This is a genomic window from Pantoea sp. Morm (assembly GCF_016643525.1).
In the GTDB taxonomy this organism is placed as follows: Bacteria; Pseudomonadota; Gammaproteobacteria; order Enterobacterales; family Enterobacteriaceae; genus Pantoea; species Pantoea dispersa.
The window spans coordinates 1-24,057 of sequence record NZ_VOQX01000071.1 but is presented as its reverse complement, the minus strand read 5'-3'; the positions used below and the strand labels follow the sequence as shown (position 1 = coordinate 24,057).

Below are 24,057 nucleotides of genomic sequence, written 5' to 3'. Positions count from 1 at the left end.
ACGAACCGGCGGTGCTACGAAAAGCCCTCCGCAACGGGCTGGCCGGAACATGCGCAGCCGGAGGGGAGATGAGCACGAACACACCCCGGACGGCTACGCCGGTCCGGTCCTCAGCGGCCACGGCTTTTTGTGGCCAGTGAACGCGCGGGCGCATGCCCGCTGCAGGGGTTGACTCTCAGCCATCAGACCCTAGCCGTCAGGCCCGGAACGCGTCCCTTTGAGGTCCGGCGGAGCTTACCGGCTATGCCGGTTAGCGCAGTAGGGCTCGACGACCCGGCCTGCCGGGGAGCCGAAGGGGGCCATGGTCCGTGACCTTGTGGGGGCAGGAATTCAGGGAAACATCCGGCAAAAGAAAAAGCAGAGACAAACGCAAAAGCAGAATGACTGCAGCAGGAAGAAAGAAGAGAAGACGCAGAGAAGATCAGACCCCGGGAGAAAGCGCAGGCGAAGGGAGAGAGCCGGTGCGTCAGCACCGGGTTTTCCGGCCCGCAGGGCCGCCGGGTTTAACGCCGCAGTATCCGGTAACCCGTTACCAGCAGCATGATGCCCAGCGCCATTACAACGTATGGCAGTCCGCCGCCAAATGTACTGCTCACCTCATCCGCGCTCTCTGCTGCGTCCGTGAGCGCTTCGGCGCTCCGAGACAGCCAGGAACCCCAGACGAGAAGCCCCAGACCGGACAACGGGATCAGCCCTTTCAGCAGCACAATCGCCAGCTTATCGCCCGCAGGTTCATTTGCCCTGGATGCCATCACCCTCGCCAGCAGCACGCAAATTACGATACCCATTGCGTATTCGGTCGGGGTGAGCGCATGCGGAAAAACAAAATAAAAGAGGGTGACCCAGATGCCATTCAGCACGGCGGCCAGAAGCCAGAAACTCATGTCAGATACCTCACTCCGGTTTAAGGATTAACGGGCTTATCGGTCTTTGTCTCGATGCAGCGCACCATACCTGCACGGGGGAAATCGGACATAATGCCCCGGGGTTTAGTTATGCTTTCCCTGAACTGTTCGCAGACGTCCATGTTAGGCATGGGCGTGACGTTCCAGCTGCTGCCACCGTGCACGCCGGTCGCAATAACGAGATATACAAATACGTGTGTCATTAATTGTCCTTTTCAAGATGACTCCTGATTCACAGGATCAGGGTATTTCAACAGATTGCCCCGCGCGGTGAAAGCGCACGGGGCTGTTACCTTCAGCGTTTCAGCATCAGCCGGTTCGGCAGCGCCAGCCTGTCAGCATCCAGCGCCGCCTCCGTCGCGCCACTGACTTCGGCCTGAATGTCGAGCATGAGTCGCCAGAGCGGCTCCTCCCAATACCAGGCAGGATCCAGATAGCGGCAGGAGGTAAACTTCGGCAGCCATGCTATTACCAGGTGAAAAACGTCGGATTCAAAGAACTCCTGCTCCTGCTGCCGCGCATACCATGAGCCCACCGTCAGCGGCGTCTGAAACTGTAATTCAATGGCCGACTGTCTGAGGCGCTGCTGGTAACTTCTGAGCTTCTGCTCGCGCTGCCTGCGTTCGGTGCTGGCCTGCCTGTCGATACGGTTTGCGCTGCGTTTATCCAGGCGTTCGCGCTGCCTCAGCGCCGTCACCGGAAACAATCTGGGCGCGGTGTCCTGCGGCAGCGGTGACGGGCAACGCTCACCCCGTGAGGCAATCAGCGTATCCAGCGCGGTCATGTATTCCACCGCTGCGGGCGAAAAGCGATCGCGCGGGGAATATTCCGGCACGATGCGGCGCAGATGGTCTGATGTCACCGTGCGGGTGTCGCAGTAATAACGCAGAAACGCGCTGGCATACGGATGGGCACCGCGCTGTGCGCTACCCTGCAGGCGCTTTTCAACGTCAGCAATCGCCAGGCTGACCGCACGCGTATACGGACAGGCAGGCACGAGCGAAAGAGATCGGGGGATGATGTTCATGATTTTTCTCCGGGTTGAATGACCGCCCCTCCGGGCGGCCTGCCGCTTTCAGCTTTCGCTGTCGTTCGCGTCTGCGCTGCCGTTTACCGCCGTACCGGACTGCAGCGGCTTCATCCACTGCGGCACCCAGCGTGTGCCCTTCAGGCAGGACTCCGCAAAGTCGGCGGCGTCACCTTTCTTCATTTTCTCAGCGTCCTTCGCGTTGCCCGTTTTGCCCGCCTCCGCGAGCGCCCCGGCAATCTGCTCTTTACTGATGCGCCTGAAGAACCCTCCGGCGGTCGGCTGCCACCAGTCGGCCAGGTCAAACCCCATCGCGGACTCCAGCGCATCGAGGTTACTGGTCTGGCTGCGCCCGTAGACGCGATCCTGGAAGCAGCACACCGCCGTGGCGCTGCAGAATCCCAGCAACCCGTGTACGTCGTCCGTGCTCCACGACAGCAGCCAGCGGAAGTCGTGCGCCCAGTTCTCCGGCAGCCGCGCCTGCCAGTCAGCCTTCTGCTGCTGCATAAACTGCCACGCCTTCCCCTCCTCTTTTGCCGCTGAGTCGGAAACCAGCGCGGCGCTGTTATCCGTGAGGCTGATTTTCATCGGGGTGCTGTCATAGCTGCCGTGGCTGAAGGTGGTGCGGCACAAGGTCCAGGTCAGCATGGCGACCGAAATATCCGGCTTTGCGCTGAGCGAGGCCTGCACCGCCAGCGACCGCTCACAGGACATGGCGCGGACAAGCGCCGCCGAATAGCCTTCAGAGAGCGCCTGCATATCATCCCTGCTGGCGGGCGTGGTTTTCTTCGGCAGGTCAGCCACGCGCTGCACTCCGCGCTGAATCACGCACGTGCCGAACTCATAACAGATGACCGCGCCCGTTTTGTCCTTGTCCAGCGCTGCCCAGCGACGTTTATCCGCTGCGTTCTCAATGACGGCAATCTGCGCTTTCAGCTGCGGCTTCAGCGCTTCATCGTCGGTAAGACGCCACTGCGCGCGCAGCTCGCTGACCTCTGCATCTTCTTCCGGGGTGTAGTCCGGGCAACGATCCTCCGGCACAACATAGCTGCGCTTAATTTTGCTGTCCCAGCCGTGCATCCGGCCGTCAATTCTCACTTCCGTCCAGGCAAACCCCTCCTCCTGCAGCACGGCTGCCGCCGTCTGCTGCAGTTTTTCCAGCGCGAGGCTCTCCACCAGGGCGGTATCGATGTAGCCCTCGTCATCCCCGCTGAACAGGTCGGTGCGGATGGTGCCGCCTGCGGCCAGGTACGCGTCTTTACCCACGAAAGCAAACTTGTGGGAGCGGCGGATTTCCGTTTCCGAGGAGGTAATCAGATTGCGGATAACGTCCGCTGACGGATTGTAGTAACCGGAGGCCTGTTCCCACACTTCCACCTGACGTTCATGGGAGTCAGCGAGCGTCAGCGCCTGGCACTGCTCAATGGTGATGTTGTCAGCAGCCAGCTCGTCAAGGATGGCGGGCGCGAGGCCGGAAAGCTTCAGGCAGCGCTGCACGTGGCGGGAGCTGTACCCCATGAGGTCAGCTATCTGCGCGGGCGTTTTGCCTTCTGCGGCCAGCGCCTGAAATCCGGCAATCTGCTCGGCGGGGTGCATATCCTCGCGCTCGCCGTTTTCCACCATTGAGGCCGCGCGGGCCAGTTCTTCAGACACCCGCTTAACGGGGATCGGCTGATCGGGCTGGTAAATACCCTGCGCCAGCAGCTGCTGCAGCGCGGTCAGGCGGCGACCGCCGCAGGCGACACCCAGCATCCCGTCGGGCATATCGTGCGCGATCAGGTTGTGCAGCAGCCCCACGTTCTGGATGGTGGCGGCCAGCGAGTCGATGCGCGACTGGACGTAAACCCGGCTGCGCACGTTCAGGGGCGATACGGTCAGACGTGAAAGCGGGATCATCTCAATTTCCACTTTCTCCAGTGCCTGCTCTACCGCCGCAGCGTCGTTGTCAGCCTTCACTTTAGCGCTGCGACGCGGGGCCTTTGCTTTTAAAGGAGATGATTCTTTAGATTTCTGAGCCGGGGTGTTGACGTTCTGCTGTGACATGTTGCTCTCCTCTTCAGGGTTAAGTGATGTTTCTCTGAGTTCCTTCGCCGTGAGGGCAGAACGGGCACGCGGGGTAAAGGCATCGCGCAGGGGGAAACGGCAAAGCCGCAGCCCGGAGGGACCGGGTGCCGCCGTTTAGCCTGCGACCCTTGCGAGAGGCCGCCCGTGTGGCAGGTTTCTGCACGGCGGAGGGGCGCGGAGAATCAAAACAGCACAACAGGAAGTGAACATGACGCAGCCCCGGACGGCGCGCCGTTCGCCGGTCCGGTCTTCAGCGGCCACGGCTTTTTGTGGCCAGTGAGCGCGCGGGCGCACGCCCGCTGCAGGGGTTGAACTCAGCCATCAGACCCTAGCCGTCAGGCACGGAGCGTGGCCTTTCGCGTTCCGGCGGAGCTTACCGGCTTTGCCGGTTAGCGCAGTGGGGCTCGACGACCCGGCCTGCCGGGAAGCTGAAGGGGCATTATGATTATTTTCTATTTATATCTTCATCCTTGATCATATTGCAGAAAAATTACTTTAAAGCGCATAAGTTTCAAAGCTGTTTAAATGAAATGATAAAATTGAGCACCCTGACAGAAAATGAAATCTTTTTGTAATATTTAGCGCTCTCATCTCACCTATATCTCTCGGGTGGGAAAGTACAGATTACTTTCATATATCAAACGTTAGGGGGTTTTTCATACGCTCTCACCCGGTAAATGGATAGAAATGAAAAATTGTAAAACATTACCAAGCTAAGCAACTGTTTATATTTGTTTTAAATTAATTACTTACTCAGGAATCCACCAAGAGATTTCTTTTAAATTTTACTTAAGTATTATTTTTTAACATTGCTATCATTTTCCTTACGCTTTACTAATTTTAATTTAATTTCAAATTCAATTAACTGAAGCGGCTGTTTAAATTCAGATCCTATTTAATCGCTATTTTCTTATCTAAACGAAAAAGGGAATATTATGAAATATGGTAAAACAGCTTTAAGTCTCGGTATTTTCCTTACACTCCTCTCCAGGCTATCTCTGGCTGCTCCTGTTCACATCCCCAGTACAGAATTCCACGATCACGGCTATGTAGTTCTTACTGGTGATGCCAATGGGGGTGATGGTGGCGATGGCGGTAGCGGTGCTAATTCTCCCGGTGGTGATGGGGGCGACGGAGGAAACAATAACGGTAGCGGAAATGGTAATGGAAGCGGTGATAGCAACGGTACCGGAAATGGGTCTGGTGACGGAAACGGGTCGGGTGACGGTGATGGAGGTGGCGATGGTGGCGATGGTGGCGATGGTGGCGCCTGATTGTATTTGTTGAATACAAGTCCAACCGCCCTGAATTCAGGGCGGTTCCTTTAAAGGATTGAAAAAAATGAAATATCTGAATATCAGGTTACTCATGATGCTTACCTCTGTAAGCCTGCCGCTTGTCTCCGACGCAGCTCCACACCTGCCTTCTTTTAGTTTTATTACCGTCTCGTGTGAACGCCTGAACGGACAGGATGGGCAGGCAGCCGGGCAAAATGGGCAAAACGGTAAAAACGGCGTTCCTGGCACTGACTGTACCAACGGTGGAAATGGGGGAGAAGGTGGGCCCGGGGGTAGCGGAGGAAATGGCGGCGATGGCGCAGGTGCTGCCCCCCACCATAAACACCATAAGCATAAACATAAATCGCAAACAGATTCTGCCGACGGCGGTAATGGCGGAAACGGGGGAAATACCGATCACAGCGCCGGCGGCGATGGTGGCTCGGGGGGTGAAAAACATGTTAATACCGGTTCAATCTAGCAGACTCACGCTCAAACATTTCACAATACCAGCGTTAAGCGTATTGCTCCTGTGTGCTGGCCCCCTGAAAGCTGAGACCCCGCCGCAAAAGGTCGTCACTCTGATGCCAGTAGCCGACGGTGGCAATGGTGGGAACGGTGGTGCCGGACCCGGAGCCGGTGACGGCGGTAACGGCGGTGACGCCGGGAGCGGTGCAAATTCTGATGGAGGAGACGGTGGCACTGGCGGAAGCGGAGGCGCACAGGGTGGTGACGGCGGTGATGGGGGCAGCGGAGATAACTCGCCTGGCGGTAACGGTGGTGATGGCGGAGACGGCAGCGCTTAGAAACTGAGGGGAGTGATCGAATGAACAGTACAGCCAGGAAAGTCCTCAGCGGGATTTTTATGATGATGGCGTTTGTACGCCCGCTGAGTATCGGAGTGTCTATGGTCGCTGTAGCCGCAACTTCTCTCTTCAGCGTTGCAGCATACGCTGATGGAGATGGCGGGGATGGCGGGGACGGAAGCGGGTCGGGTGACGGTGGCGATGGTGGTAACGCCGGCGAAGGCAGTAACGGTAATGGTGGAAACGGCGGCGCTGGCGGTTCTGATGGAGGTAATGGTGGCGCAGGAGGGAGCGGGGATGGCACCGGAAATGGTGGAAATGGAGGTGATGCAGGACCCGGCGGCCTGGGAGGCCAGGGTGGTAGCGGTGGTGCTGATGGTGGTCAAGATGGTTCGCCAGGAATGAGCGGCGCAGCAGCATCAAAATAGTTAGTCCGGTTAAGCCGCCAGTACATAAGGTCTGGCGGCTACTCATTTCGGGCCGCTATGATTTCTGGTCAGACTTTGCGTTACCGAATAACCCCTGTAAGGTTCTACACTGACCATCAGACCGTAGCCGGCAGGCCCGGAATGCTTCCCCTTGCGGTTAGCGCAGTGGGGCTCGACGACCCGGCCTGCCGGGAAGCCGAAGGTGGCCATGTATCGGAAGTTTTTGTGGCTTCTGAGTGGAGTTTTGACGTTGAAAACGTTCGTTTTTTCAGGGGAATAATAGGCTGGCAGCGAAATTCGGACGAATAGCGGCGGTACCTGACTGACTGCACAATGTGCTGAATAAACGGCTAAAAACTTTCTTATTTTTTCCTGATAAATTGATTTTCAGGTTGCCGGCAGTCACCGTGAACGGCGCCGGAGGCGCGTTTCACGAGGCCGCCGCCCCGGCGGCTGTTTTTTTTGCGCCCGTTCATGCGGCGGCTGACAGAGGAAAAAAAGCGCTATAATTCAACACGAAACAAACCTCATTGTTGCATTTTCTTCCTAGTTTCAGGACGAAACTAAAGCCGTTCGCGACGTTCCGGTTTTATTCAGAAGTGCCCCGGATTGTGGGGCTTTTTTTAATTCCGGGCATCCCTTCCCCCGGGTCTGTCAGCGCGTCAGCGCTTCACCGACTTTTCTGAGAGCTTCATGCTCTGATTGCCACAGGTTCGCCGCGTAACCTTCTCCGCCCTGAGCATCCTCTAGCCGCATGAAACCCCATGCCACGCGCAGCACCTGCTCCAGTGCGGCGGCGGACACGCTCACTTCACGCGCCTGCTCCTCCTCATCGCGCAGGTTGTTCAGCATCTCACGCACACGATCCTGGCCAACACCGTATTCAAAGTGATACCCCTCATCACCAATGGCGCTGAGCACCCTGCCCGCCTCGTCCTCCGTTATCTCCATACATTCGCCACAGTCCATCACATCGGCTTTTGTCCAGACCAGAACGGCGACTGACTCCTCCGGGCCGAAATCTTCGGCCAGATTTTTACAAATATCGATAACGCTGCCGTGCATAATTTATTCCTCCGGTGGGGGCGGCGACGCCGCCCCGTCAGTTTATTAATCAGTCCAGCGCGGCAAAAATCGCGGCGGCTTCGGGGTGGGTAAAGGCGTAGTCGGTCAGCTGGCGGTGGCGGCGGCAGTACAGCGCACACAGCTCCGTGTCATCATGGCGGTCATACATCCAGCTCCGGTGGTTCGGCACCAGTGAGGTGATCACGATGCCCGCCGCCTCGCTGCTCAGGCGCACGTCTCTGTGATTTGCCGGATTAACGAAACGCCAGGTTTCCTCTGCTGCGGGCTTCATGAAGCCGCCGCCGGACGGCAGCAGCGCGAAATCCCACGCGCCGCCGTCGTAATCCGCCAGATAACGATCGGCGTACAGGTACATGTTATTTTCCGCACGCATAAAATCATCGCCGAACAGCGCGGGCAGGAAACACAGGCGCACGTAGCCGACAGGGACGCGCGCGGACTCAAAAGCAGGGGTGGCAGTCTTCATCAGAAATCTCCGCAGTCAGGGTGGTAAACCGTTCCGGCCTGTGCCGTGACCGAATGACAGCCCGGCGAAAAGCGGAGTGTTCAGGAGCGGTGACGAGGCCGCAGCGCTAGCGAACGGAGGCGGGATTACGGACGGCGCAGACGCGAAGCATGAGCGGAGGCGCGACGGGAGTAAGCGCGCTGGAGAGAGTGCGAACGGGGGAGCAGTTGTGTTTAGTGTCAACCAGGAAGGGGGGTGAAGACGCGTAGTGACTACAGGTGACTAAGGTCCGTTGTGAGCGAAAAGCGGAAGTTTGAAAGCATGAAGCTGGAAGACCAGAAAGTTGATGATTTTGCGGCTGCGCATGAATACCCAACCGCCCGAACTGCCCTACTTAAAACCGAAACCGCGCTCTTCAAGAGTGGCCCGTAGATTCTGGCGGCCATCCATATAAGCGAGACTGGTCGCTGCGCCCTGGACTGCCTGTTTCCATGTTTTATCTTTCATTCCCAGACCTTCCCGAAATGCATGGAATGCCTCTTCATAACTTCTGACATGAGCGTCAAGGTCACAAGCGCTGTAGAGATTGTGATGAGCCACCACGCTTTGCGGCAGGCGAGGACGGATCGCTGCATCGCTGTCGGCTGCAGGCCATCCGACTACTAGGCCGCAAACAACATAGCTGTGGGCCGGTAGCTGAATAAGTTCAGCCAGCTCTTTAGCCTTGTTACGTGTCGCACCAATATAAACCGTACCCAGCCCGATTGACTCTGCTGCTACCGTTGCATTCTGCGAAGCCAGTGCGGCATCAACTGTCGCCATTACAAATGAATCAAGGTAATCATGCACACCCGGAGTAAGGCCGTCTGAGACGGTCATATCGTGATTTCGTGACAGGTCTGCAACCCAGAGAAGTATCGCAGGTGCCTCCTCAATGTATCCATTCGCCAGACCTTTATCTCCCGCAGAGAGCTTTCTGACCTGCGCCCTTAGTGCAGGATCGGTAACGGCCACCATGCTCCATTGCTGAAGATTTGAGGATGTTGAGGCAGACTGAGCGGCCGCTACAAGCGTCTCAAACCAGTATTCCGGCAGGGCTTGCTGTGAAAAATTCCTGACGGAACGATGGCTGAGCAAACCTTCAATCTGCGAATTCCAGAGAATATTTTCTGGTCGGTCTTTCTCACCGTAACGGGCAGTGATCAGCTGAACCTTGTTTAAATCTTCAGACATTAACTTTCTCCTGATAATACTGTAATGTTCATTAAAGAATTCAGTAAATAAAAAGGCCGGGTGGCCTTTTAACTAAATGCTCATTATTAACGATTCGATTGCATCACGTTGATATTCAGGCTCATGCACAACCCTGCCGAACACCCTGAAACCGAAATAGGCACACATAAATGCCTTAGCCATGACTTCAGGTTGCCGTTCGGCCTGAAACTCCCCGGCAGCGATTCCGGCGGCGAAAAGCCTGATGAACATTGCCTCAAGCGTTTTGATATAACGGCGGCTCAGCTCTTCAACGGTTTTATCTTTAGCGGCTCTTTCCAGGGGAGAGAATATTGCCATACAGCCGTTGCGCTCAATGTTGCTGAAATCCAGTTCAATACCTTTTTCAAGCAGACTGCGTAACCTGTCCTTAACGCTACCGGCCTGGCTGAATACAGCCTCGTGAAACTCAATGCTTGAGCTGTGATAACGGCGCAGGGCTTCATGGTAAAGATTTTCTTTATTACCAAAAGCCGCATACAGACTTCCACGGCCCAGCCCGGTGCTCTCAACGAGTTCCTGAGCTGATGTCGCTTCAAAGCCGTTTCGCCAGAACGCATCCATTGCCGCCTGAATCACGAACTGATCATCAAATTCTCTCGGTCTGCCTGCCATCAGGTTCTCACGTAGTAAATACGTTAATCACCTTATCAATTATGGAATGATTGGTCAAGAAATGCAGTAGCCTCATTTATTTCTTTGATGTTTTCTGGACGATGCCTGTAAACGTCCGCTTCTGGCACAGGGTTGCTGTTGTAGCCCTGACAACCTTAGACTTCAATCGATTCAGATATCTCTAACACATCATCGACTTCGATGCCCAGATAACGTACTGTGCTTTCCAGTTTCTTATGGCCCAACAGAATTTGTATCACCCGGAGATTCTTGGTTTTCTTGTATATCAAGTAAGGTTTTGTTCTTCTCATGGAATGTGTGCTGTAAAGCGAAGCTTCGAGACCAAGCTTTTCTACCCACCCATGAAAAATTCGGCTGTATTGTCGGGTTGATATGTGCCGGTTAGTTCCGATCCGAGACCGAAACAAGAAGTCTTTACTGTGCAAATTGCCAAGCTTTATCAATGCAGCAACAGCTTCTCTTGTCCCTTTGGTTATCTCAAATTGCACAGGGCTACCGGTTTTCTGTTGCAGCACCGTAGCTCTGCTTGAAACCGAGCTACCATATGCAACATCAGATACTTTGAGGCTCACCAGATCGCAGCCTCGTAGCTTACTGTCTAAGGCCATATTGAACAGAGCTAAATCACGCGTTTTACCTTCCAGTTCAAGCCGGATTCGAATCCCCCAGATATGAGATATCTGAAGTGGTCTTTTTTGGCCTATGATACGGTCTTTATCCCACGGTGACGTGTTCATACTCAAATCTCCTGCAATGTGGGAGATTTGAGTATGGTTGTCCTTAATGAGCGAAATGACCTGCTCCCCATTCTTCAACATAGATCGTTATTAGCAACTTCCGCTTTTGGCACGCAGCTGACTTAGGCAAACCCAAGAACAGCTATGAGCGATCTGCGGACGTCAAAATCCTGGCGATACGGATGTGTACCACATTAGACAGAACATCCCATTTCCGAACCGGACAAAGGGCTTTCTGTGTCGCCACATGAACATGTAAAATGCGGAACGCATTAAAATTTATTAAGGAAAAACGCGCTTTGAAAGGATGGATGTGGATAGTACTCGCCCTGTTTTTGCTGATCCCGTTTATTTACGATAAAGGGCCGGGAAGCGAAATTAGTACTGAGAACGAGCAGCCCCCTGCCGCTCCTAAGACTGTTCGCTGCAACAGTGCCAACTGTCCGCCGGGGACATCAGTAGCTATAGAGCTTTCCGGCAATCCCTCACAGAATATTTCAACCACTGAAAACCAGGTTTACAGTGCCGAAAATCTTCAGGGGATCTCATTTGTAGTTATCCAGCAGCGCCCGGATGCACCACAGGACACCGCGCAGCTTCAAGCTCCCGGTGGTGCCATGTACATGGTTCCATGGCGCCTGATTATAAAAAACCAAGTCGCCGCCATCCAGTAACACGCTATGCTGCAGGATCAGGCTGCCCCTGCAGTCAGCCTGATTTATCATAGGACTAATTGCCACACCATATGAGATGCCCTCAGCGTGTTTCTGCGACGTCCGGGCCGTTTCCGGCATCTGTCTCCGGCCAGAATTCTGAAAAAAGGCTATAAAGATAGCGGCGGATCTGAATTATTATTCGGTGGGATTACTCTCTACAGATTAGTGCTCGCAGATGCAAAGAATGTCCGTTAATGGCAACGTCCCCCCTTGATTAAGGATAGCGTTGCATCGAGCCATTGAACTCACAGCGAAAAACGGACATTGCCGGTTCAAAAGCAAACAACCAAATCAAACACAATATTTTAACCTGAATGCTGACGGCAGCCCGCCTTTGCCAGGCTACCTCCGTTTTCTAATCGTAAATCTGCCCTTTGCGACAGGTGGCAAAGGTAACTAAACCTATGCCTGCTACGAGCCAGGCAAACCCGCTTAGCGCCCAGTGCGCGTTGTGATACAGCGTCAGAATCGTAAGCGGCAATATGCTGGAGCAGACTGAATAGGTAATATTATAAATCAGTGAGATGCCCGTCACTTTCACCCTTGATGGAAACAGCCTGACCATAAGCGCCGGGACGGCTGCAATGGTCCCGCTGCACAGACCAAGTAACACGTAGCCTACTATAACCGCGCCCATGTCCAGCCCTTGCGCAAAAGACATCAGGGTAACGGCAACAGCAGCCAGGACTGAGTAAGCCGCAAAAGTTGGCCAGGCACCAGCTTTATCCGCTATGCGTCCCGCAATAATGCATCCGATGTTCATCGCCAGTATGCCGGCGCAACTGATTTTAAAGGTGCTGGCGGCATCAAAGTGCCACTCTTTCTGCATAATTACCGGCAGCACCACAACAGACAGAATAACAGTTGACGTCAGGACTACGGTCAGCAGGCTTGCAGGGACAACGGAACTGCGGTGTTTTTGCAGAATATCAGCCAGTGGAAGCCGTTCAGACAATGCCTGGTCGCGCTGCAGCGCAACAAAAACCGGTGTTTCCTGCAGCCAGCGCCGCAGCCAAACAGAGATAAACCCCAGTATTCCGCCAACGATAAACGGAATACGCCATGCCCACTGTGTTACTTCTTCAGCGGTGAAATAACTGTTGATGAGCGTCACGGTAAGAGCGGCCAGCATATAGCCAAATGAAAGCCCAGCCTGCAGCAGACCCAGCGACAGCCCGCGCCAGGAAGCGGGCGTATGCTCTACCACAAATACCCAGGCATTAGGGACCTCACCGCCCAGCGCGGCTCCCTGAACAATTCGCGCCAGCAACAGCATCAGCGGTGCCCAGTAACCTGCCTGGTCATATCCCGGCAGCACGCCCATTACCAGACATGGCATCGCCATAACAAGCACCGTGAAGTTAAACATGTGCTTGCGGCCATATCTATCTGAGAAGTGCGCAATCAACAGCCCGCCTAGTGGGCGGGCAAGATAGCCGATCGAGAAAATGGTCATGCTCTCAATCAGGCGGACCCATTCCGGTGTATGCGCCGGGAAAAACACGTCGGCGATGGTGGAGGAAAGAAAGACAAAAATAATGAAGTCAAACACCTCCAGAGCCCCGCCCAGCAGTGACAAGGAGATGACTTTGTAATCGTTACGGGAAAGCGAAACATTAGTAGTGGTCATTACGCAAACCCACCACTCGTAAATGCAACGAGGAGATCTGCAGGCTCGACGTTCGCACACTGCTTAAGAACGCCCGCCTTTGTCAGCACGGATTTATCTGATACCGGTGACAAATAGTTGTCCAGCAGCACGCTGCTGGCCTGATGGGGGAACATGGGAATGGTCATAATTGTCTCCTGACAAACGGGATAAACGTCAGCCCGGACGGCTGATGGAAGGTCGCATCAAGATGCGTCAGTTAAGGAAGTCACTGGCCAGCAGAAGCAGGCTGTTAACGATAAATTCGTAGCACATACCCAGGTGCGAGCCGACAAGTCCCCCCCAACAGAATTCCGGTAAACTGACCGGAGAATTGCATCTTTACGTGGAGTTCAGCGATGTTCTGCAACGGCTGTCTTGCGCCCGCTGAATTGACTCTGGAGCTATACACGATGGATGGAATGATCACCGTTCTGTGGCTACTGCTCTACCTGAAGGTTATACGATGCTTACGCTCCTCAGTACATACATCCGGGCAAGCCGCGACAGAACACATAATGCGCTTAACCGGAGCCAGAGGAGCCTGCGCACAAACGGGATTAATCTTGCCTGAGCTGCAGCTTCCTGAGTTATTACTGGTCGGCGTTGGCGCATTCAGCACGAACGTGAGTTGTCATGTCAACGAATGGAAAATAATGACCGCATACAAGATGACGACACAGACTACCGTGCCGATGACAATCCGGCTGCCCTCTTTCATGACTATCCCCCTTTACACTGATTCAATAACTGAGATGCTTGATATGATAAAGTGTGGCATCCGAATGAAGTGATTCATTTACTCAAGCAGAACGCCGCACTTACTCTTTTTCAGGTTCAATAATGAGAAAAAAAATCACGCGAGACGACCTGGACCGGTTTGATTTGTCCATTCTTAATATCCTGCAGATAAATAACCGTCTTCCTCACTCGGCTATAGCCGAAAAGGTTGGCCTTTCAACACCCTCCGTACAGCGCCGTATCAGCCGGTTGGAAGAGAAAGGCATCATCAGGGCCAATATTGCCGTCGTTGATCCGACACAGGTCGGTAATCCGGTCACGGCCGTCATTGAATCCCGGCTCGTTGAGGACCGGAGTATCGTGATGGATCGGGCCAAGCGCTATTTTCGTGGCGTTGATGAAATTCAGCAGTGTTATTTCGTCAACGGCGGGGTGTCGTTCATCATCATCATGATAGCCCGCGACCTGCAGCACTTTGAACGCCTGGTCAGGCAGCACTTTGCTGATAACCAGGATATTCTGACTTACCGGACGCTTATCGTGCTCGATACGGTCAAGACGGGTTTGAATATTCCCCTGTTCGGGCTGGCAGACCTGAGCTGAACGTCAGGAGCGCGTGTGCGACCGGGCGAACAGTGCACAGCCGGCACAGGCGGCCATCACTGACAGAATGCCTCCGCACTGCATCAGGCTCAGCTTTTCATTCAGGATAATCCATCCGGCAAGCGCGCTGACCGCCGGGGAGCCGCTCAGCAAAACCCCGAACACGCGGGAGGGCAGCCAGCGCATGGCGTACATATCCAGCAGAAATGGCAGCATGCTTGACAGAATGGCCACGCAAAGACCTGTAAGAAGCACGCCGGGTAAAACTAGCGCGCTCCCGGCCTGAGCCGTTCCGAGCGGAACAGCGATCAGGGCCGCGATGGTCATGCCTGCCGCGACAGAGCGCCCGCCGCCGTTCGACACGCTTCTGCCCACAATGACATAAAGCCCCCAGAAAAAGGCAGCGGCAAGAGAATACGCCACGCCGCGAATATTAATCACCTTATGAATGTCGCCTGCGGCGAGCAGGAACAGGCCAGACGCGGACAGCAGGATCCAGAGTAAATCTGTTTTTTTCCGGGACGTCAGCAGGGCGGCTATGAGCGGCCCCATCACCTCAATGGAGATGGCAATACTGACAGGGATATAAGCAAATGCACGATAAATCAGCAGATTCATAAAGGCGAGCACGATGCCATAAAGTGACATTGCACCCCATGAAATTCCGCTGTTGCGTAAGGTCCACGGACGAAAAACCGCAAGCAGAACGAGGGAAGATATGCCCAGGCGCAGCGCGGCCACACCTTCGCTGCCTATAACCGGAAAAAGCGTTTTAGCAAACGCGGCACCCGTCTGAACCGAAACCATTCCGGCAAAAGCTGCCAGGAAAGGAAGATGTTGTTTTTTTTGCATGGGCTCGTCTTTCAGAAGTGGTGGAACTCGAAATTTTACAGTGCAGGCATGATTAGTTTTCTCAAAAAAATCTGGCTGAAAAAGTTTTCTGATTAAGATTATCCAGCGTGCAGGTAAATAACTCAAAGCCAGTCGCGCTACGCCATCTTCAGGCTCTTAAGGGCAGTTTCAAAGCGATACATTTTCAAATATTAAAGCGCCTGTATACCTGCATGTCCCTGGCGAACTCATAGCGGATAATGCCTTGTGTCTGCTTTTGGCACAAAGCAGATCAGCATGTCGGGTCCGCAATAAGTGACAAGCAGACAATCGCCGTTTTTCTAGAATAGATACCGGCTTGTACCTGGTCGCGTATTGTTCAACAGGGAGCAGGTAACCTTTACGGCTGTCGCTGTGGATGACTCATAACGACATGATTTAGACCGCACTCAATTGTACTTTTTCCTTAACAAATTCCATCGCACTTACCGTGAAGAAATAAAGCAACAATTTTAGATAGTTAGGCGCTCAATTTTTGAAACCAGCAGGTAATGTCATGATCTTAAGTGCTAATCACGTCGGTTTTTCAGTCAAAAATATTGAAGACGCATTATTCGTCTGGACCCATATTCTTGGAGGGAAGTTATTACGCGAAGGGAAAATGTCTGGACCCATTATTGATGAAGTCACAGGCGCAAGGGGCGCTGATGTACGAATGGCTTTGCTTGAACTGGCTGGTATAAACATTGAATTACTGCAATACAATAACATTGAACAGCCAGAAGCGCCTTCAGCACCCTATATCCCAGGCTACGCGCACCTGGCGTTTATGGTTAAGGATCTTGATACGCTCCTGAGCAAAGTATCAGACTATGGCTGGAAGACGCCAGGAAAACCCCAGACAGTCTCATCAGGCCCCATGCAGGGAACCAGAGTCATATATTTACAAAGCCCTGATGGTCAGACGCTTGAGTTAATGGAACGCAATCAATGAAGTCCACATATCATGACCCGTTACCTTCTTATCAGAGCGGTGATGTTTGCAACGTGCGCTTGGTGGCACAAGGCGAACAGTGGGCGCTGAAGGTCGGCTTTGAGCGAGGAGCAGACATTGAGGTAATGTTAGCCGACTTCAACACAAACGCGCCTTGGTGTGTGTGCATCGCGGTGACAATCTGGACAGAGTGCATTAGCATTTTCAAAAGAGTCTTTGGAGTTGCCTCCACTAAAACGGGTACGGTTAATTTATCGCCATAGTCACAGACATAATCGACGGGAAAGTTTACGGCATAACTTGAAGCAGACAGGCAGAGCATAAGATAGGCAATACGTTTCATCTCAATTTCCTATGAGGAATTAGTGATCACTATTTCATTAAATGACAGATAAAATAATCTTGCCGAAGCGTATAGACAGAATATCGCTTAGTGACCTGCATCACCATTTCAGAAAGTCTCATTAAAACCTGCTCTTTTTTTGTGCTTTGTGGACAATCCCACTATATCTCCCATCAGTTTTTTCTGATTAACTTATGTAATCGATTTCATAAGCTTAAGGATTAGTCTGTGAAAGCACCTTATATGAGCACCCTGAATTCGGCATTACTCAATTATAATATCAATAATGTCAGTAAGATACGAATTGGTCGTGATGATGGAATTACAATTTTCCAAAACCTTGAAGGATTAATCGGACTGACTATTGTGATTGAGGGAACAGAAAATAGTCTTGTCCACTTTTACAGAAAGGGTATCAATCGTAGTCATCCCGAGAAACTGTATCGATCAGAATGCCTGTACTCAAGACGTGAAAACTTTGAGTATCAAGATTGGCTCTTCCGCACGGTCACGGATGAATTCACCGAAAGCACTGAATCACTTGAGCAGCTATTAAAGAGAGCATAAAAAAACACCCGCACATGGCGTGATCTGCTCCCGTTCTTCAACATAGATCGTTATTAGGAACTTCCGCTTCTGGCACAAAACGGACCCTTACCTCGTTCAGTTTTATGTCCGGAGGCGTATCGTATTTTTCACATTGGGCCATAAACTAATCCTTCAGCTATATGCCCAGTCCTTTTGATCACGAAACATAGCATTCAGAATCGTAATAAATTTTCTGATACAGGCTGTTATAGCCACTTTTTTGGGTTTTCCACGTGCAACAAGCGACGTGTAGAAACTTTTAATCTGGGGGTTATATCTTAACGCTGAAAGCATTGCCATATAGAGTGTTGCGCGCAGACCGGACCTCCCGCCCCAGATAGCCCTTTTACCGCGAAGCTGCCCGCTATCCCTGTCATAAGGGCATACGCCGACCAGGGCTGAAATCTGCCTGCGATTAAGATGTCCCAGCTCCGGAAGCTGACTCAGGATCGCAGCCTGAGTTACCGGCCCGATACCTATAACTGTTTCAAGCATTTTTCGTTTTGGGGATAACGCAGCATTCTGATTCAGCTGGTCTTTTATTTCCTTATCAAGGGCATCAATCTGCACATTCAGCCACGCAATATGCTCCGCAATGTCCTTCTCAATCCAGGCGCCGCTTTTCTCCTGAAGCCTGGTGATTTCCATGACACGATTCTGCACCAGCTGACGCCGCCGCGTCAGGAGCATTGCCATATTCTGAAGTACTTTATCCCTGACAGGTCTGAACTCCGGTTTCATACGACGACCATATTCGCAGATTATTCTGGCATCAATGGGGTCGCTTTTTGCCACCTTGCCCATCGCCCGGGCAAAATTCTTTATCTGTAGGGGATTAATGACGGCAACAGGCAGACCCGCTGAAATCAGCATTGATTCAGCCAGAGAGTGATACCGGCTTGTGGCCTCCATGATAACGCCAGATATGTGAAGCCCTTCGAATTCCTTCAGCAGTTTCACGATGCCGGAGGCGGATTTCTCCAGATGTATCAGTCGCTTACTGGTGTCGATCCAGACATCTAAAGCGAACTTTGAAACGTCAATACCAACGGTTGTTTTATCGCTCATTTCAGTTCTCCCTGCCTTGCAGATACGGGCTTTAAGTATGCCAGGCAATTGTTCGGGCTAATGCTGAAAAGGATGCTGCGCGGGATTGCTCCCCCTCGGGCTTTCAGCCCATGGAGACGATCGTGCTGCAGCATCCCGGGAACGAGATAAGTATAGAACCATCTACATCCCTCTATAAACATACAAGGAGACGAGCTTGTGCCTCTTGAACACGCAGCGGCCGGGCTAAAGTGAAGTCACGGCACCGGCCGCAGACCGCACGGATTTTTATTCCCCCGCCGCAGGCGGCATCAATGAGGCGCGCAGCAACATCCATATTGTCTTGTCCACATCCCGGGTGCATATCCGCCCCGGAACCCTGTGGATAAAACCGGCCCTGCCGTGCGCCGGCAGGGATGCAGAGTGGCGCTCATTTTCTAATCAGTTACGCCCTCAGATGTTTCTGTATCACGGCCGCGCGCCGGTACAGTCCAACCAGGTCATTATCGACCCCTCAATCAGCAGGCCGGCCATGCGCTGCTCGCGGCTGGCGCCCTGCCAGAGCTGGCGTGCAATCATGTCGCGCAGGCGCAGATGAAATTCGTACAGCGACTCTTCCAGGTCGGCCACGTCATCGGCCAGCGCGTCTTTATCAGGGTGCATAGTGTGATCGTTCATCGTGTTCTCTCCGTTCATCAGGCCGCACGGGCGTCGCGGTGGGCATACAGGCGGCGCAGGCCGGCGGCGTGGTACTGTTCCATAAGCTCGATACCAATCCAGCGGCGTCCGCAAGCCTGGGCGGCCACGCAGGTCGAACCGGAACCAGCAAACGGGTCCAGAACAATGGCGCCGGGCTGCGTGAAGGTCTCAATCAACGGGCGCAGGGCGCTGACCGGCTTTTCGGTCGGGTGATGGCGGTTGCCAGTGTACTCCCACGGCATCACGTCGGGCAGCGGCTTCGCCGGCAGCGCCGGGCGCCCTTTGGCCAGCACGTAGGCGCTTTCGTGCTGGTAGCCCACGAACGCGGACTTTGAGGCGTAAGGCTTGGTGAAGACGATGTGGCCCACCACGCGGAACCCGGCCGCCTTCCACGCCTGCATAAAAATGTCTATCCGCTTCCAGCCGTAGAAGCTCACCGCCAGGCTGTTGTCTTTCAGCACCCGGAACATTTCATTGCTCGCCGGCTGGACCCACTCGCTGTTCACGTCGTTGGCAATTGAGCGGCCGGAACGGTCCTTAAAGCCGACGAGGTACGGCGGATCGGTGAGAATGAAATCAATGCTCTTGTCCGGAAAACCGCCCATAACCTGTACGCTGTCGCCGTGCATGAATCGAGACATAGTGATGCTCCTGTGTATGAAGGGGGCACCGGTAGTGGTGCCGTGACCTCCACACAGACGGGCGAACAGCGGAGCAAACAGGGGCGGATGCGCAAGCCGCACGCGCCGCCGGAGCGGACTGAATGTCCCGCGCACGGCGGGGAACGGGTGAGGATGGCGGCGACAGCTTACCTTGTTTGCGAGGCCGCCCGGCTACCGTGAGGGCACGGCACTTTACGCCCGCCGTTTTCCGGCCGCAGGACGGAAGACGGCATGAAGGCGGAGCGCAGCGACAACCTTTTTTCATTCCTGCAGTGATGCCGCCGTGACCGGCGACATCAGAGGATCTGCAGCTGCATACCGGGCAGCGCTATGCCCCTCCCTTCTCCAGCAAGACAGCATCGATGGCCATCTCCAGATGCCACCAGTTAAATCCCTCGTTTGCATCATGATGGTCTTCGGCATACTCCATGGCCGCCGCAATCTCATCCGGCGTCATGGCCGGGTTAATGCCCAGAAAGTCCTCTGCCAGCCAGAAGGTGCCGCAGCACAGCTCGTCATCGCCGACTGCGGCCAGCCGCGCCCTGAATTCCCGTACGGTCATTGCTCTCATCGCTTATCCGGCGGGTCGCCCCGCCGCCTCCGGTTCAGCCGCCGTAGCTGGCCACGTTATCGATAATCCACTCCGGGCCGGTTACGTCCCGGTACCCGTCCTCATCCGCTTCCTCGCTCCATTCCAGCGTCTCGCAGCGCTCATCCAGCTGAAGGCCGCCTGAGTAGGTCGCCCATCCGCAGTAGTCGCAGCCGGCTTCGGCATACCAGTGCTCAGCGGTGACGCCGTAACGTGCGGTCAGGGCGCACATTACCTCAGGTGAGGGTGGCGACCAGGGCGTATCAAAGTCGGCGTTAAATACTGTTTCGCCGGAATAAGACAGGTTAAGGTCGTGCGCGTGTGGCCACTTCGTGCCGCAGCGGTCGACGGTGTCCGTAAATCCGTCGGGGACGCCTTCAAGCAGGCGGCCGTTATAGCCGTTGATTTCAGCATCGAGGCGCGGCGGGAGCAGCTGCAGCATGTCGAAAGGCTGGGTTCTGAGGGGAAGCGCCTCTTCAAGGCAGAGTCCGTCCCATTTGTCAGTCACTGCCTGCCCGCTGATCGTCCAGTGCCAGTCCCCCTTCTTTCTCTCCCACAGCGCGCTAATTGCCGTCTGTTGCTCTCCGGTCAGTGACACCCACGTCATGCGCTGCAGACCGCTGACCAGCCACAATTCGTGCAGACGTTCGCAGGTCTCCGGCGTCAGCTCCGCGCCGCTGCGCAACAGTTCCAGCCACTGCGTAAACGCGCGGTTTTCCGGCGTATCGCTGCCCGCCGTCACGGTCAGTGCCGGATAGGGCGCATATTCCGTTGCGGCCGTTGGGCGCAGCAGCCCGGCGCAGCCCGCCAGAAAAAGCTGAATCCCCTCCCCCGCAGCCCGCACGTATCCGGGCGCGCCAGCGCCCCCTTCCATCAGCGCCTTCACCTTCGATACTTCCTCTACCGGGCCTGTGACCCGCAGCCTGTTGGCACACCAGTTCGGCATGTCGACTCCTCCGTTAAGGGTTGCACGGTGCCATCTGCACCGTGCCGCCACGGAAGCCGGGCAAACAGCTGAGCAAACAGGGGCGACAACGGAAGCCGCACGCGCCGCCGGAGCGGACTGAATGTCCCGCGCACGGCGGGGAACGGGTGAGTATGTCGGCGCAGCTTCCCTTGTTGGCGAGGCCGCCCGGCTAAGGTGAAGGCACGGTGCGGTTTTCTGGAACTGAACCGGCGCTGGAAAGCAGAAGCCTGAGAGGCGTCCGGCAAAGCAAAGACGCCTGAAAGAAGCGGAGCGGAGCGACGTCCGTCACTGGCACGGCGCAGGGAAGTCAGCTATTTTGCTTAAAAAGTAACCCCACCGACTATGATGATGAGAGAACTCACCGGTCTCGCACTCAGGGGATATGTTTGCGTCGCATATCATGCGTGGGCATACCTACTGTCCCTGAGTTCGCGCAGTGCAGCATACTGTTATTCGGGCTCAGAAGAGTCGACCCTCCTGCAGCTCAAAGCGGTCTGCCTGAGTGCCGGCATCGCGGGAATGTCCGGCACGCTGCTTTCACGCACACTTCGCGCATGACGGTTCATATCAGGTTTTCCTGACGGTCATCGGGACAGTGAAACACCATAATTTTGTCATAATGGAAAAGTGCAGTAATTGCACTTTTTCAGATATTTAAGGAGATCACATGACAGGATGGCATCTGAGGCTGTGGCGCAGGAGTATGCTCTGGAGTCGGGAGCGCGCGGCGGCAGAGCTAGGCGTGAGCCTGCGTACGTACAAAAGCTATGAAAATGCAGAAGAGATTAAACGTTCGGTGGCCCTGGCAACGGTGACGCTTTCACTTATCGGGATGATGCCTGCACTCAGATCTCAGCAGCTGAGCGCAGAACGTCTGCTGCAGCTCCTCGGCGAGATGACGGAAAGCGTCAGTAAGGAAGTCTGACCGGGCGGCGTGAACTGACCGCGGATGAAGAACAGGAAACAGCGGATAAAAAAACCCCGGGCGAGTGGCCCGGGAGCAACAGGAGTGAGCACTTCCGGTCTGAGGCCGGCGATGTTGGATCCTGAGAGCATGTCAGCTATTGCAATACGTCACACTGGTGTTGGCACGAGGAATAACACACGCGATAAGCATAGCGCCCGACGCGTTTTTATTTGCCAGGAAGCGTCTGATTTAACAGGGCGAGGTGCCGGTACGGTTACAGTTTATTAACCCCCCCTGGTGAAATCGGGGTGAGAAATTCCGTACCGGCACTGGAAAATTTAGCACACTCACCGCGTTCAGGTATCGCGGTCTCCGGGCAACGGAACACCCTCCCGCCACAGCTGCCACATGGCCTGCCTGATGCTCCAGAATCCGGGCGAGTAAAACACGCGCCCGAGCTTTTCTGCCATGGCCGGCGTCATCGGCTTACGATCGCACAGCAGTGACCAGACATCCCGCTGTGCCAGACCGGATTTCAGGCAAAGTGATTTTACCGTCATGTCATGTTCAGCGAGCAGGTAAGCCAGAAAGCGGCCGGGCGAGGTGCGGCCATCCATAAAGCCCCGGGGGTCCGTGAAGGTGATAGTCCGAGCATAAGAGGACAACGGCAGCTGCACAAGATCTGTACCACAGATTGTGAGGAATCCGCTGCAAAACTCACACCGGGGGACAGAGGTGAGATTTAGGTGTGGCGAAAGTGGGATCGCAGGCTGCAGAAACAGAAAGGCCCGGAATAAATCCGGGCCATCTGGAACCAGTGTGGCGTCATCCTGACACCGAGCTTGCGAGATAACTATAGCTGGCGCTGCGCTTTTCATCCGTCAGGATAACGAAAATATTTCATTATCTCTCAATGCACTGAGTGGCTGGGAACCGGTTCATTGCAAAGTCTCACTTGTCACAGAATTCAGCCTCATTAATACTGTACATATAAACAGTATTTTTTGAGAGGAGGATTTATGTGTCACATCATGCTGATTTCAGTTGTGCCGGCAGCGCTCTGCAGAGGGGCGCAGTCGTGAAACCCGCGGAATACGCACCCGGCCTGACGCTGCTCTGGCTCCCCGTTTTCACACCGCGGGTACGCGTGCCACTTTATGCCGAGCCGTGTGCGGCGGGATTCCCCTCCCCCGCCGCCGATTATGTCGAAAAAGAGCTGGACCTGAACGAGCTCTGCATCCGCAGGCGCGCCTCTACGTTCTTCGTGCGCGCCAGCGGCAGCAGCATGGAGGGCCTTGGACTTTATGACGGCGACGTCATGGTGGTTGACCGGGCCGAGGAGGCGTCGCACGGTGACATTGTCATCGCTGAGGTGGAAGGTGAATTTACGGTTAAACGCCTGCAGCTGCAGCCCCGGCTCGCGCTGCTGCCCATGAATCCGGCCTACCCGGTGATTTATCCGGAAGAGCTGCAGCTCCTCGGCGTGGTCACCTGGTGGTTCAACAGCACGCGTGCGCGCCGGAGGTAACGATGCCTATGTTTGGCCTGGCAGACGTGAACTCGTTTTACGCCAGCTGTGAGGCGCTGTTTCGTCCGGACCTGCGCGGTAAACCCGTTGTGGTGCTGTCCAATAACGACGGCTGCGTGATCGCTCGCAGCGCCGGCGCCAAAAAGCTCGGCATTAAAATGGGCGCGCCGTGGTTTCAGATAAAGACGCAGGATTTTGCAGAACGCGTACACGTCTTCAGCAGTAATTATGCGCTATATCATAGCCTTAGCCAGAGGGTCATGACGGCACTGGAGGAAATGACGCCCCGTGTCGAGCAGTACAGCATCGATGAGATGTTTCTGGATCTGACCGGTATTGATGGCTGTGAGGACTTTGAGCACTTTGGCCGGCGCCTGCGCGCGCACGTACTGGCCACCACGGGCCTGACCGTAGGCGTCGGCATGGGACCGACCAAAACGCTGGCGAAATCCGCGCAGTGGGCGAGCAAGGAGTGGAAGCAGTTCCGCGGCGTGCTGGCGCTCACGCCGGG

28 protein-coding genes and 1 pseudogene are annotated in these 24,057 nt (G+C 54.7%); 11 read left to right on the top strand and 18 right to left on the bottom strand.

The features are described from left to right. Positions 1-503: 503 nt before the first annotated feature. The 3 genes from FT726_RS20330 to FT726_RS20320 form a co-directional block, all read right to left on the bottom strand. On the bottom strand, positions 504-884 hold the full coding sequence (locus FT726_RS20330; RefSeq protein WP_346303335.1) for a hypothetical protein: 381 nt from the start codon (positions 882-884) through the stop codon (positions 504-506). Between the two features lie 316 nt (positions 885-1,200). Beyond that, positions 1,201-1,932 carry a plasmid SOS inhibition protein A gene (locus tag FT726_RS20325; RefSeq protein WP_346303334.1) on the bottom strand — a complete coding sequence of 244 codons (732 nt, stop codon included), beginning with the start codon at positions 1,930-1,932 and terminating at the stop codon, positions 1,201-1,203. 48 nt (positions 1,933-1,980) lie between these two features. Then, on the bottom strand, positions 1,981-3,975 hold the full coding sequence (locus FT726_RS20320; protein WP_346303333.1) for a ParB/RepB/Spo0J family partition protein: 1,995 nt from the start codon (positions 3,973-3,975) through the stop codon (positions 1,981-1,983). Between the two features lie 1,092 nt (positions 3,976-5,067). Here FT726_RS20320 and FT726_RS20315 point away from each other — a divergent pair. The 4 genes from FT726_RS20315 to FT726_RS20300 all read left to right on the top strand — a co-directional run bounded on the left by FT726_RS20315 (position 5,068) and on the right by FT726_RS20300 (position 6,484). Beyond that, on the top strand, positions 5,068-5,283 hold the full coding sequence (locus FT726_RS20315) for a hypothetical protein (protein WP_346303332.1): 216 nt from the start codon (positions 5,068-5,070) through the stop codon (positions 5,281-5,283). Positions 5,284-5,337: 54 nt separating this feature from the next. Then, positions 5,338-5,754, top strand: a complete 417-nt coding sequence (locus FT726_RS20310; RefSeq protein WP_346303331.1) for a hypothetical protein — start codon at positions 5,338-5,340, stop codon at positions 5,752-5,754. Positions 5,755-5,873: 119 nt separating this feature from the next. Then, the gene (locus tag FT726_RS20305; protein ID WP_346303330.1) at positions 5,874-6,086 is read left to right on the top strand and encodes a hypothetical protein; all 213 of its coding nucleotides are present in this window, start codon (positions 5,874-5,876) and stop codon (positions 6,084-6,086) included. A 158-nt stretch (positions 6,087-6,244) separates the two neighbouring features. Beyond that, entirely contained in the window at positions 6,245-6,484 is a 240-nt protein-coding gene (locus FT726_RS20300; protein WP_346303329.1) for a hypothetical protein, read from the top strand. Between the two features lie 677 nt (positions 6,485-7,161). Here the strand turns inward: FT726_RS20300 and FT726_RS20295 are convergent. The 5 genes from FT726_RS20295 to FT726_RS20275 all read right to left on the bottom strand — a co-directional run bounded on the left by FT726_RS20295 (position 7,162) and on the right by FT726_RS20275 (position 10,683). Next, the gene (locus FT726_RS20295; RefSeq protein ID WP_346303328.1) at positions 7,162-7,572 is read right to left on the bottom strand and encodes a DUF1380 family protein; all 411 of its coding nucleotides are present in this window, start codon (positions 7,570-7,572) and stop codon (positions 7,162-7,164) included. A 49-nt stretch (positions 7,573-7,621) separates the two neighbouring features. After that, positions 7,622-8,059, bottom strand: coding sequence for an antirestriction protein (locus FT726_RS20290; RefSeq protein ID WP_346303327.1), 438 nt, complete (start codon positions 8,057-8,059; stop codon positions 7,622-7,624). 369 nt (positions 8,060-8,428) lie between these two features. Next, positions 8,429-9,271, bottom strand: a complete 843-nt coding sequence (locus FT726_RS20285) for a nitroreductase family protein (RefSeq protein ID WP_346303326.1) — start codon at positions 9,269-9,271, stop codon at positions 8,429-8,431. Positions 9,272-9,343: 72 nt separating this feature from the next. Beyond that, entirely contained in the window at positions 9,344-9,925 is a 582-nt protein-coding gene (locus FT726_RS20280; protein ID WP_105594593.1) for a TetR/AcrR family transcriptional regulator, read from the bottom strand. A 155-nt stretch (positions 9,926-10,080) separates the two neighbouring features. Further along, positions 10,081-10,683 carry a site-specific integrase gene (locus FT726_RS20275; RefSeq protein WP_346303325.1) on the bottom strand — a complete coding sequence of 201 codons (603 nt, stop codon included), beginning with the start codon at positions 10,681-10,683 and terminating at the stop codon, positions 10,081-10,083. A gap of 260 nt (positions 10,684-10,943) precedes the next feature. On the opposite strand from FT726_RS20275, the gene FT726_RS20270 reads away from it, so the two are divergent. Continuing rightward, on the top strand, positions 10,944-11,357 hold the full coding sequence (locus tag FT726_RS20270; protein ID WP_346303324.1) for a hypothetical protein: 414 nt from the start codon (positions 10,944-10,946) through the stop codon (positions 11,355-11,357). A gap of 397 nt (positions 11,358-11,754) precedes the next feature. On the opposite strand, the gene FT726_RS20265 is transcribed toward FT726_RS20270, so the two are convergent. Both FT726_RS20265 and FT726_RS20260 read right to left on the bottom strand, forming a co-directional pair. Next, the gene (locus FT726_RS20265; protein ID WP_346303323.1) at positions 11,755-13,029 is read right to left on the bottom strand and encodes an MFS transporter; all 1,275 of its coding nucleotides are present in this window, start codon (positions 13,027-13,029) and stop codon (positions 11,755-11,757) included. Continuing rightward, on the bottom strand, positions 13,029-13,196 hold the full coding sequence (locus tag FT726_RS20260; RefSeq protein ID WP_346303322.1) for a hypothetical protein: 168 nt from the start codon (positions 13,194-13,196) through the stop codon (positions 13,029-13,031). Before FT726_RS20260 ends, FT726_RS20265 begins: the two co-directional genes overlap by 1 nt. Before the next feature lie 694 nt (positions 13,197-13,890). Here FT726_RS20260 and FT726_RS20255 point away from each other — a divergent pair. Continuing rightward, positions 13,891-14,391 (top strand): Lrp/AsnC family transcriptional regulator, encoded by a 501-nt coding sequence (locus FT726_RS20255; RefSeq protein ID WP_034828033.1) that lies wholly within the window; start codon positions 13,891-13,893, stop codon positions 14,389-14,391. Between the two features lie 3 nt (positions 14,392-14,394). On the opposite strand, the gene FT726_RS20250 is transcribed toward FT726_RS20255, so the two are convergent. After that, complete coding sequence (locus FT726_RS20250; RefSeq protein ID WP_346303321.1) at positions 14,395-15,243, bottom strand: EamA family transporter; 849 nt, start codon at positions 15,241-15,243, stop codon at positions 14,395-14,397. 535 nt (positions 15,244-15,778) lie between these two features. Here FT726_RS20250 and FT726_RS20245 point away from each other — a divergent pair. Next, positions 15,779-16,216 (top strand): VOC family protein, encoded by a 438-nt coding sequence (locus tag FT726_RS20245; protein WP_346303320.1) that lies wholly within the window; start codon positions 15,779-15,781, stop codon positions 16,214-16,216. A gap of 31 nt (positions 16,217-16,247) precedes the next feature. Here FT726_RS20245 and FT726_RS20240 read toward each other — a convergent pair whose 3' ends face one another. Then, entirely contained in the window at positions 16,248-16,559 is a 312-nt protein-coding gene (locus FT726_RS20240) for a hypothetical protein (protein WP_346303319.1), read from the bottom strand. 228 nt (positions 16,560-16,787) lie between these two features. On the opposite strand from FT726_RS20240, the gene FT726_RS20235 reads away from it, so the two are divergent. Beyond that, positions 16,788-17,126 carry a hypothetical protein gene (locus FT726_RS20235; RefSeq protein WP_346303318.1) on the top strand — a complete coding sequence of 113 codons (339 nt, stop codon included), beginning with the start codon at positions 16,788-16,790 and terminating at the stop codon, positions 17,124-17,126. A 153-nt stretch (positions 17,127-17,279) separates the two neighbouring features. On the opposite strand, the gene FT726_RS20230 is transcribed toward FT726_RS20235, so the two are convergent. The 5 genes from FT726_RS20230 to FT726_RS20210 all read right to left on the bottom strand — a co-directional run bounded on the left by FT726_RS20230 (position 17,280) and on the right by FT726_RS20210 (position 21,090). Beyond that, complete coding sequence (locus tag FT726_RS20230) at positions 17,280-18,215, bottom strand: transposase (protein WP_346303317.1); 936 nt, start codon at positions 18,213-18,215, stop codon at positions 17,280-17,282. A gap of 447 nt (positions 18,216-18,662) precedes the next feature. Beyond that, positions 18,663-18,872, bottom strand: a complete 210-nt coding sequence (locus tag FT726_RS20225) for a hypothetical protein (protein ID WP_346303316.1) — start codon at positions 18,870-18,872, stop codon at positions 18,663-18,665. 17 nt (positions 18,873-18,889) lie between these two features. Continuing rightward, positions 18,890-19,534, bottom strand: a complete 645-nt coding sequence (locus FT726_RS20220; RefSeq protein ID WP_346303315.1) for a DNA methyltransferase — start codon at positions 19,532-19,534, stop codon at positions 18,890-18,892. Between the two features lie 349 nt (positions 19,535-19,883). Beyond that, positions 19,884-20,126, bottom strand: coding sequence for a hypothetical protein (locus FT726_RS20215; RefSeq protein ID WP_346303314.1), 243 nt, complete (start codon positions 20,124-20,126; stop codon positions 19,884-19,886). A gap of 34 nt (positions 20,127-20,160) precedes the next feature. Continuing rightward, positions 20,161-21,090, bottom strand: coding sequence for a DUF1281 domain-containing protein (locus tag FT726_RS20210; protein ID WP_346303313.1), 930 nt, complete (start codon positions 21,088-21,090; stop codon positions 20,161-20,163). Positions 21,091-21,778: 688 nt separating this feature from the next. On the opposite strand from FT726_RS20210, the gene FT726_RS20205 reads away from it, so the two are divergent. After that, entirely contained in the window at positions 21,779-22,036 is a 258-nt protein-coding gene (locus tag FT726_RS20205) for an XRE family transcriptional regulator (protein WP_346303312.1), read from the top strand. Between the two features lie 338 nt (positions 22,037-22,374). On the opposite strand, the gene FT726_RS20200 is transcribed toward FT726_RS20205, so the two are convergent. Further along, positions 22,375-22,635 (bottom strand): XRE family transcriptional regulator, encoded by a 261-nt coding sequence (locus FT726_RS20200; protein WP_346303311.1) that lies wholly within the window; start codon positions 22,633-22,635, stop codon positions 22,375-22,377. A 494-nt stretch (positions 22,636-23,129) separates the two neighbouring features. Here FT726_RS20200 and umuD point away from each other — a divergent pair, with 494 nt between their 5' ends. After that, positions 23,130-23,546 (top strand): translesion error-prone DNA polymerase V autoproteolytic subunit, encoded by a 417-nt coding sequence (gene umuD / locus FT726_RS20195; protein WP_407075079.1) that lies wholly within the window; start codon positions 23,130-23,132, stop codon positions 23,544-23,546. Between the two features lie 8 nt (positions 23,547-23,554). Further along, a pseudogene (locus FT726_RS20190) lies at positions 23,555-24,057 on the top strand (DNA polymerase V subunit UmuC); the annotation flags it as partial.